General features: G+C 38.1%; 20 protein-coding genes. 15 read left to right on the plus strand and 5 right to left on the minus strand.

Going from position 1 to position 18278, the window contains the following annotated elements; genetic code table 11:
* Window positions 1–337 precede the first annotated feature (337 nt).
* The 6 genes from H6G73_RS16730 to H6G73_RS16755 all read left to right on the plus strand — a co-directional run bounded on the left by H6G73_RS16730 (window position 338) and on the right by H6G73_RS16755 (window position 6532).
* Window positions 338–1558, plus strand: coding sequence for a HetZ-related protein (locus H6G73_RS16730; protein WP_190606503.1), 1221 nt, complete (start codon window positions 338–340; stop codon window positions 1556–1558).
* Window positions 1559–2159: 601 nt separating this feature from the next.
* Window positions 2160–3005 carry a DNA adenine methylase gene (locus H6G73_RS16735; protein ID WP_190606505.1) on the plus strand — a complete coding sequence of 282 codons (846 nt, stop codon included), beginning with the start codon at window positions 2160–2162 and terminating at the stop codon, window positions 3003–3005.
* Window positions 2998–4320, plus strand: a complete 1323-nt coding sequence (locus tag H6G73_RS16740; RefSeq protein WP_190606507.1) for a type II restriction enzyme — start codon at window positions 2998–3000, stop codon at window positions 4318–4320. Before H6G73_RS16735 ends, H6G73_RS16740 begins: the two co-directional genes overlap by 8 nt.
* Window positions 4321–4779: 459 nt before the next feature.
* Window positions 4780–4986: a DUF751 family protein gene (locus H6G73_RS16745; protein ID WP_190606509.1), complete on the plus strand. Its 207-nt coding sequence runs from the start codon at window positions 4780–4782 to the stop codon at window positions 4984–4986.
* A 107-nt stretch (window positions 4987–5093) separates the two neighbouring features.
* Complete coding sequence (gene rbfA / locus H6G73_RS16750) at window positions 5094–5489, plus strand: 30S ribosome-binding factor RbfA (protein ID WP_190606511.1); 396 nt, start codon at window positions 5094–5096, stop codon at window positions 5487–5489.
* 806 nt (window positions 5490–6295) lie between these two features.
* Window positions 6296–6532, plus strand: coding sequence for a DUF4327 family protein (locus H6G73_RS16755; RefSeq protein ID WP_190606512.1), 237 nt, complete (start codon window positions 6296–6298; stop codon window positions 6530–6532).
* A gap of 305 nt (window positions 6533–6837) precedes the next feature.
* Here the strand turns inward: H6G73_RS16755 and H6G73_RS16760 are convergent, their stop codons facing one another.
* The 3 genes from H6G73_RS16760 to tatC all read right to left on the minus strand — a co-directional run bounded on the left by H6G73_RS16760 (window position 6838) and on the right by tatC (window position 8926).
* Window positions 6838–7191, minus strand: a complete 354-nt coding sequence (locus tag H6G73_RS16760) for a hypothetical protein (RefSeq protein ID WP_190606514.1) — start codon at window positions 7189–7191, stop codon at window positions 6838–6840.
* A gap of 69 nt (window positions 7192–7260) precedes the next feature.
* Window positions 7261–7992 (minus strand): Uma2 family endonuclease, encoded by a 732-nt coding sequence (locus H6G73_RS16765; RefSeq protein ID WP_190606516.1) that lies wholly within the window; start codon window positions 7990–7992, stop codon window positions 7261–7263.
* A 139-nt stretch (window positions 7993–8131) separates the two neighbouring features.
* Complete coding sequence (tatC, locus tag H6G73_RS16770) at window positions 8132–8926, minus strand: twin-arginine translocase subunit TatC (RefSeq protein WP_190606518.1); 795 nt, start codon at window positions 8924–8926, stop codon at window positions 8132–8134.
* Window positions 8927–9179: 253 nt separating this feature from the next.
* Between tatC and H6G73_RS16775 the strand changes: the two genes are divergently transcribed.
* From H6G73_RS16775 to H6G73_RS16790, 4 genes are all read left to right on the plus strand, one after another.
* Complete coding sequence (locus H6G73_RS16775; protein WP_190606520.1) at window positions 9180–9542, plus strand: ArsR/SmtB family transcription factor; 363 nt, start codon at window positions 9180–9182, stop codon at window positions 9540–9542.
* 104 nt (window positions 9543–9646) lie between these two features.
* Window positions 9647–10744 carry an NAD(P)H-dependent flavin oxidoreductase gene (locus tag H6G73_RS16780; RefSeq protein WP_190606522.1) on the plus strand — a complete coding sequence of 366 codons (1098 nt, stop codon included), beginning with the start codon at window positions 9647–9649 and terminating at the stop codon, window positions 10742–10744.
* A 105-nt stretch (window positions 10745–10849) separates the two neighbouring features.
* Window positions 10850–11563, plus strand: coding sequence for a heterocyst differentiation pentapeptide repeat protein HetL (gene hetL / locus H6G73_RS16785; RefSeq protein ID WP_190606523.1), 714 nt, complete (start codon window positions 10850–10852; stop codon window positions 11561–11563).
* A 578-nt stretch (window positions 11564–12141) separates the two neighbouring features.
* The gene (locus tag H6G73_RS16790; RefSeq protein WP_190606527.1) at window positions 12142–13074 is read left to right on the plus strand and encodes a cobalamin-binding protein; all 933 of its coding nucleotides are present in this window, start codon (window positions 12142–12144) and stop codon (window positions 13072–13074) included.
* Between the two features lie 32 nt (window positions 13075–13106).
* On the opposite strand, the gene H6G73_RS16795 is transcribed toward H6G73_RS16790, so the two are convergent.
* A complete protein-coding gene (locus H6G73_RS16795) occupies window positions 13107–13853 on the minus strand; it encodes a DUF1868 domain-containing protein (RefSeq protein ID WP_190606529.1) in 747 nt (248 codons plus the stop codon).
* 132 nt (window positions 13854–13985) lie between these two features.
* On the opposite strand from H6G73_RS16795, the gene holA reads away from it, so the two are divergent.
* Together holA and H6G73_RS16805 are read left to right on the plus strand one after the other, a co-directional pair.
* Window positions 13986–14987 (plus strand): DNA polymerase III subunit delta, encoded by a 1002-nt coding sequence (gene holA, locus H6G73_RS16800; protein ID WP_190606530.1) that lies wholly within the window; start codon window positions 13986–13988, stop codon window positions 14985–14987.
* A gap of 122 nt (window positions 14988–15109) precedes the next feature.
* Window positions 15110–15586 carry a DUF4168 domain-containing protein gene (locus H6G73_RS16805; RefSeq protein ID WP_190606532.1) on the plus strand — a complete coding sequence of 159 codons (477 nt, stop codon included), beginning with the start codon at window positions 15110–15112 and terminating at the stop codon, window positions 15584–15586.
* Window positions 15587–15853: 267 nt separating this feature from the next.
* On the opposite strand, the gene H6G73_RS16810 is transcribed toward H6G73_RS16805, so the two are convergent.
* A complete protein-coding gene (locus H6G73_RS16810; protein WP_190606534.1) occupies window positions 15854–16474 on the minus strand; it encodes a tetratricopeptide repeat protein in 621 nt (206 codons plus the stop codon).
* A gap of 102 nt (window positions 16475–16576) precedes the next feature.
* On the opposite strand from H6G73_RS16810, the gene H6G73_RS16815 reads away from it, so the two are divergent.
* The 3 genes from H6G73_RS16815 to H6G73_RS16825 all read left to right on the plus strand — a co-directional run bounded on the left by H6G73_RS16815 (window position 16577) and on the right by H6G73_RS16825 (window position 18255).
* A complete protein-coding gene (locus tag H6G73_RS16815) occupies window positions 16577–17050 on the plus strand; it encodes an MEKHLA domain-containing protein (protein ID WP_190606536.1) in 474 nt (157 codons plus the stop codon).
* Window positions 17051–17204: 154 nt separating this feature from the next.
* Window positions 17205–17399 (plus strand): NAD(P)H dehydrogenase subunit NdhS, encoded by a 195-nt coding sequence (locus H6G73_RS16820; RefSeq protein WP_190606537.1) that lies wholly within the window; start codon window positions 17205–17207, stop codon window positions 17397–17399.
* Window positions 17400–17598: 199 nt separating this feature from the next.
* Window positions 17599–18255 carry an HAS-barrel domain-containing protein gene (locus tag H6G73_RS16825; protein WP_190606539.1) on the plus strand — a complete coding sequence of 219 codons (657 nt, stop codon included), beginning with the start codon at window positions 17599–17601 and terminating at the stop codon, window positions 18253–18255.
* Window positions 18256–18278 lie beyond the last annotated feature (23 nt).

Raw genomic sequence — 18278 nt, forward strand, 5'->3', positions numbered from 1 at the left:
GGAAATTGTGATAAACATACTCCACTTTTAAAATTGTCATAATCTCAGGCGCTCTGATTACTAGACAGGTGATCGCGTCAAATCTTCACCGAGTAAGGAAATCAAGTAAATGGAGCGCCTGCGGTAGACCTACATGCCACCTTTTATCTAGTTGCTTGTGAAAAAGCGACACACTTGACAGGCCCTTAACTTTTTAAATTTCTTACAGTCTTATATGTGAGCAGTCCAGGCGGTGCATCTTGCTGGGGTTTATCCATCAAGATTTTATCGCTAGCTCTGCCATGAAGCACTGTGTCTGCATTTGAGTTAAGGTGCAATACCAATCCCAGGAAAAGTCATGAAAGCTAATATCGCTAATCTGCCAACTTCTACATCTGCTTTTGACCACCATATTTCCGTTGAAGATTTGTCAGCTAATAACACTGAGACATTGGTGCAACTGTTATGTCAGGAAATGCAATCTCAGATGAAGGCTACACCTGGATGTATACAAGCTGTAGCAAAACGTATTGCTAAAGAGGTAGAACGTATTTGCGATAAAAGCTCTCGCATCCAAACTTCAGGGCAAATTAGGTCTTGGCAGATTACTTTGGCTAGACATCGCTTGCAAAAGTGCTTGCGTTATCACCAACTAGGTTCAAAACAAGGGCGTGTGGAACTACATAGTAGTCTGGGTGCTATTGTTTATCGCCATGTCACCGTTGCTGGTTCGGATTTGGGTTTTGATGCCCGTTACAATTTGATTGAAGACTTTCTGCAAGCGTTTTATATTGAGGCGATTAAGGCTTTTCGACGGGAAAATGAGTTACCTGAAGATTACACTCCCCGGACGCAATTACAATTAGCCGAATACATGGCATTCACAGAGCAGTATGCCAAACGTCGGATTAATTTGCCTGGTGGTGCCAATCAACAGTTAATTGTGTTACGCGCTCAAGGTTTTGCCCGTCGTCAACCCCAAGAAACGACTGTAGATATCGAAATGGCAGTGGATTCTGCTAAGACTGAGGAAGCGGAAACTTACCAACGGAATTTGGCTGTACAACAGATTCGCTCGCAAATGATTGCTAAACCAACTTTTGACCCTTCTGAGGAGTCAGAACGCGATCGCGTCATTACTGAGTTGATGAAATATCTGGAGTCTCAAGGCCAATCTGATTGTATGGACTATCTCTCCCTCAAACTCCAAGACCTCTCCGCACCAGAAATTGACCAAATCTTAGGGCTAACCAGTCGTCAACGGGATTATCTTCAACAAAGATTTAAATACCATGTGGAAAAATTCGCCAAACAACATCAATGGCAATTGGTTCATCAATGGTTAGGTGCTGGTTTAGAACATAAGTTAGGTTTATCTTCCCAGCAGTGGGAATATTTCTGTAATCAACTCAATGAACAGCAGCAGCAAATCTTGGAATTGAAAATTGCTCGTCAAAATGACCAAGCGATCGCTAAAGCTGTACAATGTACCCCCAAACAGCTACAAAAACGCTGGACACAGATGCTCGAACTAGCATGGGAAATTCGCAACGGTCATACAGAAGCCAAAATTAATTAACAGCCCAGGTAAATCCGCTTAATTTCAGGTTAGTCTCTACTTATCACATGTTGCCAGAAAGCGTTTCTTTCCTCTCATTCTCCCCGCTACTCATGGGAGAATAGGAGGAGAAATTATGGAAGTTAGAAATTAACAATTAAAAATTTAAAAATATATATAATACAGTTGTTTTCTCTTCTTCACTGCTGCTGAAATTAACAAACTTGCTATTGTCGCCCTATCTATAAATTTACCCCTTATATAATACATTTGTTTCTTAAGTACGCAAGTACCCATTTAAATTTTAATTAAAAAACACATGCTTGTTAATTTTTATTCAATGGAATGAAATTCCGATTTGATCCGTTACTGAGTTTTAGTTTATGATTAACCGTAGATAAAATGTATCATTAAAAATGCGTATCTCTTTATAAGAGAGATAAAATTTCTAGCCTATTCTTAAACTCGAATACACTAGAAAGCTTATCCTGCACTAATTTATTAAATATTTTTTATTTGGATGCTTTTGCTCACAACCTTTGTAAGTTATATTTATTGGTTTCCTCACAAATATAAATCATGATACAATTGTACTAAAAGCAATTGAACTACAGGTTAAAAAATGGTTTCTGTCAATAAGCTGGTCAAACCTTTTCTGAAATGGGCAGGAGGAAAACGACAACTCGTTCCATTAATTCTGGGAAATTATCTTCCTAAAAATTACAATTACCAAACTTACTATGAACCTTTTCTTGGCGGAGGAGCAGTTTTATTCGCTTTGCAACCTAAAAAAGCTGTAATTAATGATAGTAATACTGAATTGATTAATTGTTATAAAGTTGTTAAAGAATCTGTTGAAGAATTAATTGATAGTTTAAAAAAACACCAAAATAATGAGAATTACTATTATGAAATTCGAGATTGGGATAGGGACAATGGTTTTCACAAAAGAACGCCAATAGAAAGAGCATCAAGGATTATTTTTCTTAATAAAACCTGTTACAATGGGCTATTTAGGGTTAATTCCCAAGGACAGTTTAATGTGCCTTTTGGTAAGTATAAGAATCCCAATATCTTAGATGTAGCTGTTTTAAAAGCAGTGAGTAAATATTTGAATGAAAACGAAATTACAATTTTAAATTCTGATTTTCAAGATGCTCTTAAAGATGCGAAAAAAGGAGATTTTATTTATATTGATCCTCCATATGATCCAGTTTCAGATACTGCTTCTTTCACGGGTTATGATATACAAGGATTTAATAAAGATGAACAAATTAGATTGAAAGAGACATTTGCTGCTTTAGATAAAAGAGGTTGTAAGGTTCTATTGAGTAATGCTTATACAAAATTTATTGTAGATTTGTATAATGATTATAAATGGTCTAAGGTTTCGGCTATTAGATCCATTAATTCCAATGCTCAAAAAAGAGGTAAAGTAGACGAAATTTTAGTAAGAAACTATGACTGATATATCGAAAACAAAACAGCAATCTAAGAATGATACTGCTTGGGAGAAATTATTTCTAAAATATAATATTTTAGAAGAGATATCCAAGACAGGTTTTTTTGAAATTGAATCTTCAAGTATTAATGAATTTAGAGAAAGTAGATTAATGGCAAAATTTGATCACTATGACACATTGCCTAAAATTTTTAAGAAAAATGGACTCTCTATATTATCTATATCCAGAAATAAATACATTATTGGTAAATTTGATGCTTATTTAAAAGTTATATACGATAATAAAATAGAAGCAATTCCTGTGGATTTTCCAACAGGAATAGAAAGTATAGATTATACAAATTTATATTCAGAAAGTTCGGCATTAAGCTGTGCTTTTAATACAGGTATAATGAATGACTTAGTTAACGGAGAAGATTTATATCATACAGTTTATGGAAGAATGTCTACAGGAGTTTTTAAATTTAGTATAAATAAGATAGTAGATGACCTTCAACATACTATAGAAGTTAATAATGCTCAATGCGAAATAGATGCAGGATTTGAAAGTGAACATTACTTTTTGCTACTAGAAGCAAAATTATATGATGTAGATGATTTTTTGGTCAGACAACTATATTATCCATACAGGCTTTGGTCTAGTAAAATTACCACTAAAGAAGTAATTCCTGTTTTAATGACTTATTCCAATTCCACTAATATATTTAGCTTTTTTATATATAAGTTTAATGACATTACGAATTATAATTCTATAAAATTATTAGAACAAAGAAATTATGTCATAGCGCCTGAAATTATCACACATGATGATGTAGATAAAATTTTCAACTGTGTTAACTTAGCTCCTGAACCAGATAATATTCCATTCCCCCAAGCAGATCAATTTGAACGAATTATAGATTTATTAACAGTTTTATTAGACAAAGAATTAACAAAGGAAGAAATAACAGCAAATTATCAATTTGATGAACGACAAACCAGTTATTATACTGATGCAGCTAGATATCTTAATTTAATGGATAAATATGTAGACCAAAATACTAAACAAATAACATTTCGCTTAAGTTCTGAAGGTGGCAATATAATTAAGAAAAAATATAAAACAAAAATACTCTGTTTAATTGAGCAAATTTTGAAACATCAGGTTTTTTATAAAACTTTTGAATTTACTCTTTTAGATGGTAAGATTCCAGATACGAGAGTAATTTGTGATATTATGAATTCCTGTAGTTTAAACATTAATCCTACAACTATTAAAAGACGCTCAAGTACAGTTAGGGGATGGATTACATGGATTCTAAATATGCTATCAGATGAATAAATTATAAAATTATAATTGATTTTTGCAGAAATTTTATGGAATCGAATAACAAAATAAAGCTTGATTTTAGTGAGTCTACAATCATTGCCACTCTAAGTTTTTAATTTTTTAATCTTTTGAAATTTTCTACGGTATGGTTATTTGATTTTAATGGCGTACCATCAAACCAACGAAAGAACCACTATGTTTAATGTTATTAAATACATCATGGTTAATTTTATATTGTTTAACTAGCTCTCTCATTGGTCTGCAAAAGGGACGTGGGCAAGTTTGTTTGGGGATTTGACTTACCATTTACTTTAGGATTTCACCACAACGAGCTATTTAATCAAGTTCAATATAACTAACGAATCATATTTTATCTGAACTGAGTAATTTTCTATCCCTATAGATTACAATTAAGCTAAACAACTGGTTGAAAATAAACTTACAGTCTATAACAAGGTAATCTGCTTTCAAATGTTTGACGGATTTTGGGATAATGTCTTTCGCTACCCCCGCTACTTTATTACCATTCTTGTTGGTCTTTTCGTTAACACCTTTGCACCCTTAGTACCACTGTTTAAACGTCCAGTTACTTTGGTGGCCCTCATCGGGTTATTTCTGGGTGGTATATTTTTCCTGACACTCACCCTCCGTGCCATGTTGGGCTTGAGTGCAAGCTAAACTAGGGTGATATGGACTTTTGCTAGGGCTATCTGAGCCGCGAGCAATGTCCTTTCATCAGCATCTATATCATTATCGTACAACCTCTGTGAGAAGGCGGAATCTATATGGCTACAAGTCGCCGCGTTTCCCGCGTAGCTGAATTAATTAAACGGGAAGTTAGCCAAATGCTAGTTAACGGTATTAAAGACGACCGTGTAGGAACGGGTATGGTTAGCGTCACCGATGTGGATGTTTCTGGTGATCTACAACATGCCAAAATCTTCGTCAGTATTTATGGAACAGAGGAAGCCAAAGCCGAAACAATGGCAGGATTAAGGTCTGCTACTGGTTATGTTCGGAGTGAACTTGGTGCTAGGGTGCGGCTGCGTCGCACTCCAGAGGTCATCTTCATTGAAGACAATTCTATTGAAAGAGGCACTAAAGTATTGACCCTATTAAACCAACTCAGACAAGAACGCACAAATACGCCAGAGGAAGACGAAGAATTTGTAAGTGAATAAAAAAGCTTTCTCATGTCCTAACTGGCTTGTCTACACTTATATTTCTCAAAATTTGTAAAGTTTTGTTCTGACACCAAAAACCTGGCCTAGTGCCAGGTTTTTATTATGGACAATTTTAAGTTTTGTAACAATTACTGTGGTTAACCCCTCTTCTGTTTTCCCGATAGGTAACTTCACTTGTGATGAGGAAGGTAATATCAAGGCTTTTAGCTGTTAAGTCGGGATTTTCGGGCGGTTACACAATGTCTGTAACGACGACCACAAAAATAAGCTGTTAATAGTAGTACGGTTAAAAAAATATGAATAGATTGATAACTACAAAGCTGGGTAGTGTAACTTAGCGTTTGTAACTAGCGATCGCTTATATTTGCTTCACTCAAAATAATATTCCCACAGAATTCTTTACCAAAATTTAAAGAACTCTGCTCAGAATAGAAATGGAAAGGTTTACACGCTGCGATGTGTAAATCCTAAAAATCTCAGGAAACACAGGCTGCTACGGTGTTTCTTTTATTCGTAATGGCCTGGCCATACAGACCATTAACTTTAGTTGACTGTCAATTACTGGGTTTTGGGCTAAAGTTTGCTAATAATTTTTACTTAAAATGGAGGTGGAAAGCAGAAAAGTCAGCGTTTGTTGACAAATTTAATATTTCTTTAGATAATTTACAAAGGTATAGCGTCAAAATGATAATAGTTCCGTATAGCAAACTACAAAACCCTAGCCACAGGTCTGTTTATTGCCATGTTTGTTCCTCAACCAAGATTGGGAACACTATCTAAGTGTAATTTTGTGAGTAAAAAAAATGAGTGTGAATACGGTGCCTTCTATCAATTACTACTCTTTAGACGTAATCCAGGACGAAGCACGACGACTTGTGCAGAAGGGGATGGTTAGCCGTCAGCAGCCAATATATACACTCTGCCAATTCATCCCAGCTAGAGAGTGGGTTTGTGTTGAATGCGAATTAGAAAAATGTGATTTTTTATTACGCGATCGCATTGGTGATTTGATTGGACGTGAAGAATGGGATAACGACTAATCATCTGCTCAGATGCTGGTTTTGAATTGGGTGTTTAATTTTGGGAATTTCAAAAAAAATCATTTAACGTCCATATCGAGATAGTTTCTCTCAATCTGAATAAGTTTTTCCTAATTCAAAATCATGTGTCGGGGCAGTTGTTCATTTACAGCTGCTCCGATCATTTATGTACCATACTGCTGGAAGATCCGGGATGTGGGGTGTGATCCCGATGACAAATGAGAAATTAAAAATTAAAAACTCTCAAATCTAGACGCTACAAGAGTTTTCCTGTTGAAATTTATTGCTGGATTATGGATTGAAAATTAACCAACTTGCTCTAAATATTGGTTAATATCCTCAATCATGCGGGTTAATTCCGCTTCTGTTGTCAAGCGAATACCCATATTGCGAATGGTTAATAGAACCTTGGCAGCAAAAGGGCTAGGCCAAATATTAGGATTGCAAAAAACCTCTAAAAACACATCCCCTGTGTAACGGTATTCCAAAGGGGTTTGGGGTGTAGCTTTTCCAGTACCTGGAGTAGGTTTAGCAGCAACAACTTTCAGTCGTGCCATCAATTCATCAATCGCTGCTTTCAATTCCCTTGCTGCTTGGGGTGAAAAGCTGAAAGAAACAGATCCTTCCGTCAAGTTGAGAGTAAGAGGCGTAGAAGACATAAGGAAGAACAACTCATAGCTACTTACTTATGTTACTGGACAAGGTTATCCAGTCTGATTCAGAAATTGCTAATTTGGCTCAATTCCCAACGCTCTTAATTGTGCTTCTAATTGTGCTGCCCTTTGTTTAGCAGCTTCGGCTTCTTGTTTGGCACTCTCAGCCTCTTGTTTAGCCGCTTGTGCACTTTCTATACCTGTGGGTAAAATCGTGCCAGTGTTGTCACACCACCGTAACCAAACATCTTGTTTACCTTCAAAGATGCCTTCCCACAAACTTAAGCCTAAACCTACCCCAGCAAACCAGAAATTTTCCATTTCTAGATATTGCCTAATATTTAGTTGGTAGGTTCGCAGCAACTTATCCCCCAACATTTGCAAAGGATCAAATACAGCATAGTAGGGGACTCCCATTCTGGCGTAATCTTTTAATTTAGAACCGAGTTCATTACCTTCCCGGTTAGAAACAATTTCTATGACTACATCAGGTGCTTTACCAAACTGCCAAGTAAAATAACTACGATTCTTTTTTTCTCCCCAATCTTGAGGCATGGTTACATCAAGACTGAGAAAAACATCTGGGACAAGTGGTGGCAACCCAATATTATAAAATACTCCCACATTAGCAGAGGCAATAAAACTTTGTGTATCTGTGGGAGGAACCCAACCGTTGTATAAAACTTCTGTTAGTAGACGCTGTTGTTTTTCAGAAAGAAAATTATCCACTGGTGTGTCGTCTTCAGTAACAACATGGCTGAGATCAATTTCAGGAGCGAGTTCTGAAGATAAGGCTTCTTGTACCATGGCTGTCTCCTTGACGAGGGGCCTGCTTTATATCGTACCTGTTTCAATATCGTTAGTGCAGGAAGCAAAGTGCTGTATTTGACCAAATACTAGGAAATATTGTCATATTTCCATGAGGTTATTTTGTATGATTGGCCTGCTATTTTCCTGTTAATTTCACTAAGAAAATTCCACCAAAATATAAACCTAAAACGGCTCCAGCTAATAAACTTTGCGTGAGTGGGTCAGTGGAAGGTGTGATAACTGCACCTAAAACTACTGCGGCCATAATTACATAGCGCCAACCAGCCAACATAGTTTGAGAAGAAATGATTCCCAAATTAGCTAATATTAATTGGATGACGGGAATTTGAAATGCTAACCCAGTGCTGAATGCCAGTAAGAGTACGAATTCAAAATACTTTTCAATTGACCATAGTTGCTCAACTACGTCTGCACCATAGCTGATGAAAAACTGCAAAGCTGCGGGGATTAAAATTAAGTAGGCAAAAGCTAACCCACCAACGAAGAGAATACTAGAGCCAAATACGACTGGGCCCAACAGACGACGTTCTCGACGTGTTAGACCTGGTAATACAAACTGAATAATTTGATAAAGAATGAAGGGACTGGCAACGACTAAACCACTGTAACCTGCGACTTTCAGGGATACAAAGAAATACTCACCAGGTGCTAGTTGCAAAAATTTGATGCCTTTGGCTGGAACTTCTAGCAGTCTGACTAAAGGTTTAACTGCGATGAAACAACCAACCATACCCACTGCTACAGCGATGAGGGCATAAAAAATTCTTTGCCGTAATTCTTCAAGATGGTCAAACAGTGACATTTCCACTTCATCAGGCAATTCATCCAGGGGATTGACTGCCGAGTTGTTGTATGATTCTGGGTCGAGATTGGGGGAATTGATAGTATCTACCTGTTGTGAATGCGTCATGGATTAGCAAATGGGCAACATTCCTTCACTATTTTATCTGTGTGGGTGTCTAGGGGATGGGGTGAATGGTCTGAGGTGGGGAAATTAGGCTACATTTTTATATTTGATTAAATAAGTACAAGTAATTTTAGTTAAAAAAATATTTATTGATATGTATTATATAAGATTAGAAATACTCTCATTTTCATTGGTATTTGGTTATAATACTAATTAGTTATTAAACAATTTTTTGTGGTGATCATTAAATTTTCCTATGGCAAATACCAAGCCACCTCAGCCTGACTCACCGATTTTTGTGGCAGTTGCTGACTATTTTAAGGTGTTATCAGAAGTCAGTCGGCTACAAATTTTAACTTGTCTGAAGTCAGGCCCGATGAATGTGATGGAAATTGCCGAGGTAACTGGACTGGGACAAGCAAATCTGTCTAAACATTTGAAGGTGTTAACTCAGGCAGGAATTTTATCTCGTCAAACTAAGGGTACTAGCGCCTTTTATGAGATTACAGACCCGATGATTTTTGATTTGTGTGAGCTAGTATGCGATCGCATCAGTGAACGCATCCAGCAGCAAGCAGCAAGTTTGAAAGCCCTGCGTGGCAAAAAAGCCATGTTCTAAATCCACTCTATAGCCAGTAATTTATCTATGGTTAGCATAGATATTAACTATGTAATGTTAAAATTACTGATCAGCTATTTAGTCAATTACTGAAATATTTGTCTATGTCTTCAATCCTCCATCCCTTGCGGATTGGCAACCATATTGCCCGCTATCCCATTATTCAAGGTGCTATGGCGGTGCGGGTATCGGGTGCAAAACTCGCTGGTTCTGTAGCCCAGGCTGGTGGAGTGGGGGTGATTGCTTCCTGGGGGTTAGGTTTGCATTCTCCCTACTTTAACCAACGCAAACGTGGGGGTTTTTTTGCTGCTAATCGACTGGCTTTAAAAGATGAATTACGCAAAGCCCGCGCTATTAGCCCTGACGGTATCATTGGTGTCAATGTAGTTGTTGCCACTAAAGATTACTCAGTTTTAGCTCAGACTGCGGCCGCTGAAGGTGCAAATTTAATTGTGACTGGAGCAGGTTTACCCCTGAACTTACCAGAATATACAGCCGATTATCCTGATGTTGCCCTAGTGCCGAGTGTATCTAGTGTGGAAACTGCTCGATTAATCTGCCAGGCTTGGCAAAGTCAATATAACCGTCTTCCTGATGGCTTTATTGTGGAAAATTGTCAGATGGTAGGTGGTCATTTTTCGCAGTGTGAACAAATCACCTTACCAGGATTTTCGATTAAGTTTGTCATTGCCCAATTGCGAGAATATTTAGAGCAAGAACTAGGAGTTTCCATTCCCTTAATTATCAGTGGTGGAGTTTGGGATCATGGTGATATTGAAAAAATGTTAGGGATGGGAGCCGATGGAGTACAAATCGGCACACGCTTTATTACCACTGAAGAATGTGATGCTGATGAGCGTTATAAAGAATTTCACCTCAAAGCCACCAAGGAAGATATTGTCACCGTACCTAGTCCAGTGGGAAAACCCACCCGGGCTTTACGTAATCAATTTGCCGAACAAGCAATTATCGGCTCATCTAATTTAGAGCGACGCTGCATAGCCAATTGTTTAGAATCATGTTTATGTCGCGACACAGGTAAAACTTATTGTATTCTCCAGGCACTAGACCAAGCCACCCAAGGCAATTTAGAACAAGGTTTAATTTTCTCTGGTGCTAATATTGGTGACACTGAACGCATCATGTCTGTTTCTGAATTGATGACAGAACTCACCCAATCCCATCAATTGTTGTACATTTAAAATTCCCCATCTTGGCTTTGGGTGTAAAGTGTGGGATAGAGCAGAAAATAATTTGTACTTTTTCATTCCACACTATCAAACCTAATTTTTAATTTTGAATCATTTATGAATCTCGATGAAATTATTAAATCCTATGCTGCTGGAAAAAGAAATTTTCAAAGACTGAATCTGCTAGAAGCAGAGTTAACCAATGTAAATCTCAGTGGTACTGATTTTAGCTATGCTGATTTGCGGCAAACACGACTGGGTAAAACGAATTTCAGTCGTACTTGTTTACGGGAAGCTAATCTCAGTGAAGCATTGCTTTGGGGAACAGATTTAAGTGGTGCAGATTTATCTTGTGGGATTTTGCGAGAAGCTGATTTGACCGGAGCAAAGCTAATTCAAGCAAATTTGACAAACGCAAATTTAATCAAAGCTAGTTTGTGTGGTGCTAATTTGACTGGGGCAAAATTGACTGGTGTGCTGTTGTTTCAAGCTGATTTTCGTCCGAGTTCTGACCAAAGGACTGATTTGGGATATGCAGTCTTGACTGGGGCAGACTTGAGTTATGCTGACCTGAGAGGCGCTTCCTTGCATCACACAAACTTAGATCGGGCCAAGTTGTGCCGAGGGAATCTCAGTCCCAGACTACAGTGGGGAGATGTGGAAACGGATTTAAGTGAGGCGAGTTTACAAGGGGCAGATTTAAGTTATGCCAATCTGAGTCATGCGATTTTACGCAAAGCAAATTTGCAAGGTGCTGACTTAACAGGGGCAATTCTGACAGATGCTGACTTAACAGGGGCAATCATGCCTGATGGTACAGTTCACGATTGAAACCATCCAGGAATGTAGGAGAAATCAAGGGAGGAAACAGCCTTGTATTGTGTATAGCAATGGACAGAACGGTTAGGACATTAACTAACACTAAAACAGAGACAACCAAAGGGTTCTAGCACTGTCACCCCGTTCGCGGAGCGTGGCGTTAGCCATAGGGGTGCGCCAGTCGCTCATGGGGAAACCCCCAAGACCGCGCTGGCTTACCTGTCACCTGTTAACTGTCACCTGCTATATATTCCTCCCAGGTAGGATTATCAATAGATAAAAATATGCAAAAATAATATTGAGAGTGTGTTTTAGGAAACAAAGGTATGGAAGCGTGAGGGTGTAAGGATGTGGTCAAGAAAAACAGGAAATATAGTGATGGGTATTAGGTTTTAGTGAAGATAGAGGCTAATTTTACTGCTGTTTTTGACATCGATAACTAAGATTGAGATGTTATAAAATTAATGTGATCATATTTACATATATTTTCCAGTGACCAAAGTAGTTGTAGGGCGAGTATTTTGAACAGGTGCTGGATGTAAACAATGTATTTCGAGCCTTGAATTTCTATCCTCAGAGGAGGTGAAATCATGGAAAACCAAAATCTTAGAATAGTTTCCCTGTTACCTAGTGCAACGGAAATAGTCGCGACCCTGGGGTTAAAGGATGCAATTGTGGGGCGATCGCATGAATGTGATTATCCTCCAGAAGTTGCCGAATTACCAGTTTGTACAGAAGCTCGTTTAAATAGTAACGGTTCTAGTCAAGATATCCACAATGAAGTAAATAATTTACTGGCATCGGCTTTAAGTATTTATCAAATCAAATTGAATGTTTTAGAAGAACTAAGACCTACCCACATTATTACCCAAGACCAATGTGATGTTTGTGCAGTCAGCTTTTCTGAAGTGAAAACCGCAGTCAGCAAACTGATTCATAGCTCACCGGAAATTATCTCCCTCCAACCTAACACCCTGCAAGATGTATGGAATGATATTGAACATATCAGCCATACCTTTGATGTTGATTCAGTCAAAATTCTCGAAAATCTAGAAGCCAGGGTGAAAATTTGCCATCACCGTATTCAAGGATTATCTTTAACCGAACTACCCAAAGTTGCTTGTATTGAATGGGTTGAACCCTTAATGACTGCTGCTAATTGGGTTCCTGAAATCATTAATCTTGCAGGAGGACAAACACTATTTAGTATTGTTGGTGGGACTTCTGCTCATGTCAATTGGGAAACCTTAGTAGCCAGTAATCCAGATGTAATGATTTTTATGCCTTGTGGCTTTGATTTACAGCGCACGAAACAAGAAGCACAGCTATTGCTTCAACATCCAGAATGGAAAAAACTCCACGCTGTACAAAGCGGTAGAGTCTACATTACTGATGGTAACTATTACTTCAATCGTCCTGGTCCACGACTAGTAGATTCTTTAGAAATTGCCGCAGAAATATTACATCCAGATATCTTTGATTATGGCTACAAAGGGACGGCTTGGGAACCTTTAACCGTGTAAATTTGACCCGATTAGCTACCGAAAATGCTCATTTAAAAGTCTAAACTTGGCCAGTCAGTTTGACGATAATAGTTGGTCATGTCATCAAACTTTCTTAATTCCACACGCTGGATCATCAACTCTGGAGAATCTGCCAGCCATTGTTGATTTAACTCTGCAATCTTTTGACCGAATTTTTTTCTGTCGAATTCAGGCGGAATTTCGCCAAAATAGGCCAAGGTGATATGGGCAGTTAAATGATAATGTTGTTCAATACCCAAGGCCATGAGTTGGGGATTTTGATAAATTTGCCGACGGAATTGGACAATTTCTTCATAGCATCGCTCATCTTTAGGTACTAAACAAACACCTAAAGCCCTGGGCATCACCACCAATCCTAACATTTGCCAGGCAATTGGTTGCACTGGTTTGTTGAGTGACGATTGATACTGGCTAAAAATGTCCTGGATACAAAGTTGTAACTCCTCTGGAAACTGAGGATTTTCTTCACAAGCATGGTAGTAGGCACTATCCCAGATTAAGTCCGCTAAAGTTAGATGAAAGCTAGCGGGAGGGAGAGGTACAATTAATTCACTGTCACCAGTTAACTGGAGGAGTTGGTTTTGATAAACCTCTAGTTGTTGATAAAAGGCAGAATTTTGAGTATCTTCTGCTGCTGGTGGTGTGATGAGGGTATAACCAGGAAACGGTGCTGCTTTTCTGATTCCCGAATAGGGCTGAAATTTAGACGATGTCTGGATATGCTCAACCTGGTTTTTGTAAGCTTCTGGTAGCATCATTTTTGCTACCCGATTTAAGTAGGTTTGGTAGTTGTCGTCCAATCTTCTATAGCCTCAAGCTCTCTTGATAGATTGTAGGGAAAATTCTTGAGGATCAGAGCATAGTGTAAAAAGTATTTAGATTTTGTTTGTATGCCGATTTATTTTTATTGGGGTGAAGATGACTTTGCTATTGAGAAAGCTGTAGGGAGTTTACGCGATCGCATTTTGGATTCTGTCTGGCTCAGTTTTAACTATACTACATTCCCCCCTGACCAAAGCGACGCGGTGATCCAAGCCTTAAATCAAGCTATGACACCTCCTTTTGGTAGCGGTGGACGCTTGGTATGGCTAATTAACACTACTTTATGTCAAAGCTGTCCAGAAAACATCCTGACGGAATTACAGCGTACTCTTCCCGTCATTCCCCAAGATTCTCATTTATTACTTACCAGTCGCAACAAACCTGATGAACGTCTCAAAGGGACTAAATTTTTGAAACAACACGCTACGGAGTTTCGAGAATTTCCCCTGATTCCCCCGTGGAAAACAGAATTGATAGTTCAAGCGGTTCAAGAAGTAGCTGCAAGTACAGGAGTGAAATTAACTCCCCTAATTGCCGAATTTTTAGCGGAATCTGTGGGTAATGATACAAGGTTACTTTACAATGAAATGGAAAAATTACGTTTATATACAGAGAATAGCCATCAACCTTTAGATGTAAAAATAGTATCTCAATTAGTAAGAAATACTACCCAAAATTCCCTACAGTTAGCTGCGGCAATTAGAGGTGGAGATACGGCGAAAGCATTAGTAATATTAACAGATTTATTGAATGCAGCAGAACCAGGATTAAGAATAGTCGCAACCTTAATCGGTCAATTTCGGACTTGGTTGTGGGTAAAAATCATGATGGAAAGTGGAGAAAGAAACCCCCAAGCGATCGCTCAAGCCGCAGAAATCAGTAACCCAAAACGTATTTATTTTCTCCAACAAGAAGTTAAAAATATTACAGTTCAACAACTCCTAGATACCCTCCCCCTCCTACTAGAATTAGAAGTAAGTCTCAAGCAGGGTGCATCGGAAATAATTACACTCCAGACTAAAGTGATAGAACTTTGTCAATTATGCAAAACTACCACCAGTAGAATCTGATTCAGTATATACGGAAAGTTTTATAAAGCTTTGATGAAGTGTTGTTTAATTGGAACTTTTGAACTTTTAAATCATTCAAATCCCCTATACTATCTTGACTATACTAGTGTGTCACCTATCTTATGAAAGAAATTTACCGTTTTTATTTGCAAATTCCTTTGGCTGGGATGCTTTTACGCTCATTAATAGTTAAACCTCTAGCTACAACTGGTTTTATTATTGGTCTTGTGAGTTTTAGTACCCCAACTCTGGCTCAAAATTTAAAAGTCGATAGTAGAGAAGTTACTAGCTATGCTCAAGCAGTATTAGCTATGGAACCAGCACGTCAACAAGCTTTTGAAGAAATTAAGAAAGTCATTGGTAGTAAAGAAGTACCAAAAATAGTTTGTAATGATCCCAACAGCATCAATGCTCTGCCCAGTAAAGCTAGAAACATTGCTGTTAATTATTGCAACCAATCTCAACAAATAGTTTCTAGTCAAGGTTTAAGTATTGACAGATTTAACCAAATTACTATTGAGTTGACAAATAATGAGGCATTAAAGAAACAGGTTTATAACACCTTATTAATGCTCCAAAAAAATCCTCCATCTCGATAGATAAATAGAATATTATTACCTGAAAATTAGATGAATTTTCCATCTAAAGCTTAGTAATTTGCTTGCATAAATTAATCAGTTTAGATTTCCCCAGTTTGGGGAATTATATAGAATATAACTTTGGCAAAAGTCATTATTTGTCTTCTTGTTTCTGCACTTTTGTGTGAATGAAAAAAAATATTTATTTATCAATACCTTTGCCAAGGGGGCTACAGGTGGGTGTTATTATGTGCATCTTCAGACAAAATTAGGATGAAGCGAGAAGCGTTAATGATAATTCCTTAACTGCTTGTGAACTACAGACAAATACCACATATAATCATCAATTTTATATTGGTCAGCAGCTTTGACTATATATTCCTGTGCCAAATCAATTTGATTAGCCACTTCATAATACAATCCTAAATAAAGATGGCTGTAAAAATTGCCTTTTTTCCCCTCAGTACGACCAATATTTAAAACATCATCTGCTTGACAAATACCAGCATAAAAATCATAGACACAACGCATAATTCTTCTAGGATCATTTTTGACTGGTAATAAAGCATTACGTGCTTGTTCTACACCAGTTAAACGAGCCATACAAAGATATCTCCACACAGTTTCTTCCACATCTTGAGCATTGACAGTTAAATCAATTTCAAACTGTTTCACTCCTTCAGCAAATCTTTCCACATAATAATAAGATAAACCTCGTTGCCAAAGATAGGGTGTGAGGCGAAAATCTATCTTTTCAGCACTGTCAAAATCTTGAATTGATTCCTCAATTTTGCCCAGTTTAAAATAAACCATACCCCTGCGAATATAAGCATTAGGGTTATGGGGTTGCTGACTAATGGTATAATTCCACTGCTGAAGTTGACTTTCTAGAGAATTGAGGAAAAACATAAAAACTCTGATTTGTATAGATAGTTATTCTCAATGAATCAGATGGCTATCTCAGCCCATCTTCAAAATACATGATTCTCAGTATGATATTTTTTCTAGAAAATGAACAGCATAGTTGAATTTCCTTGGCAACAAGCAGCAATAATTATTCATAGTCAACTGATCATCAAGAGTTTTCAGCGTTGGTTAGGGCGTTCTTTGCTGGATGTAGATGGTTCACCAGTAGATATAGCAAAAGCACTATTTGAAGCCCCCTTTGTCTTAGCTGCCCACGGCATAGAGGCTGATCCAATTTTTAACTATGGTAATCGCAAAGCTTTAGAACAATGGCAAATGTCTTGGGAAGAATTCACACGCACACCTTCTCGGAAAAGTGCTGAAGCGGTAGAACAAACAGAAAGAAATCGTCTCTTAGCAGAAACGACAACTCAAGGTTTTAGCTACTTTTCTGGAGTCAGAATTACTAGCACTGGTCAACGCTTTCGCATTGAAGATGGTATTGTCTGGAATCTTCTGGATGAAGAAAATCAATACTGCGGTCAAGCAGCTGTTTACTCTAAATGCCAATTTATTTGAATTACCGACCCAGAAACCACAGTATGAACCAAGGACTAGAGGCTTGGTATTTATTCCTGTTGATGAGATTAATAGCAAATAAAGAAAGTCAAAGACAGGAATATGGTTATTGAACCAATTAAGCTATTAACAGGAAGTAAACGAGGTAAAACACATGATCCTACCTGGAGCAACTGTTCGCGTCACAAATCCAGCTGACACCTATTATCGTTTTGAAGGACTCGTGCAACGGGTAAGTGATGGTAAGGTGGCAGTATTATTTGAAGGTGGCAACTGGGATAAAATTATCACTTTTCGGCTGCCTGAATTAGAACTAGTAGAGACAACAGGCAAGAAGAAAGGCAAGTAATTCAGGTAATCCACTTGCAAGTTGTATGATGATGGTGGGCTGGGCTGTTCAGCCCACAAGAGTTTTATTTATAGGCAAAAATCACTAATAACATTGTTAGTTGACGGGGAAGAAGTGATGGAGTAAAAATGAGTTTTCTTCCTGTTGTGTCTCACCTGTAACCTGATTCCCAACTCAGCAGTTAACAACCAGCAGTAACATGCGACTACCCTTACCACAGTTTGCCACAGGCGATCGCCATCCTCTTCATTTTGCAGAGGTGATCGAAACTGCTACAACTGAATTTTTGGCACAGTGCTTGGAACCAGAAGACCTGAGTTTCCCAGCTATGCCACCTTTTGGCAGTTGGGTGTGTGCTGTGGATGAGGAATCTGGCAATCAAGTTTATGGTGTGGTGTATCATGTCACAACTACACCGATAGATTCTGTACATCGGGCCGTCGCTTTAGGCCTGTCCCTACAAACTTTACGAGAAGAACAACCCCAAATATTTGCTATGCTCAAAACTGAGTTTCGAGCAGCGATTGTGGGTTTTGTTCAACCTGCGGCAGTGACAGGACATAGGCCAAAAATTTATCAGTATCTACCACCCCGTCCACCGCAAATACATCAAGCCGTTTATCGGTGTGAACCAGAAGCAATTATTCAGTTCACCCAGGAACTTGACTTTTTAAGAACATTACTTTTAATCAACAGTGCTCCTGTAGAGTCTTTGGCCGCAGCAGCGATTCGAGAAGTATACCAGCTACGTCAGGCTGATCGAGAATGGCTGATTAAAGCTGGCAGAAACCTCAGTGTATTATTGAAAGATGATTACGATCGCTTGCGATTCATTTTAAGCCAAATCCATCCGTAGGTAGTTTCACGATCATTACCTAA

Source organism: Richelia sinica FACHB-800 (genome assembly GCF_014698825.1).
Classification (GTDB): domain Bacteria; phylum Cyanobacteriota; class Cyanobacteriia; order Cyanobacteriales; family Nostocaceae; genus FACHB-800.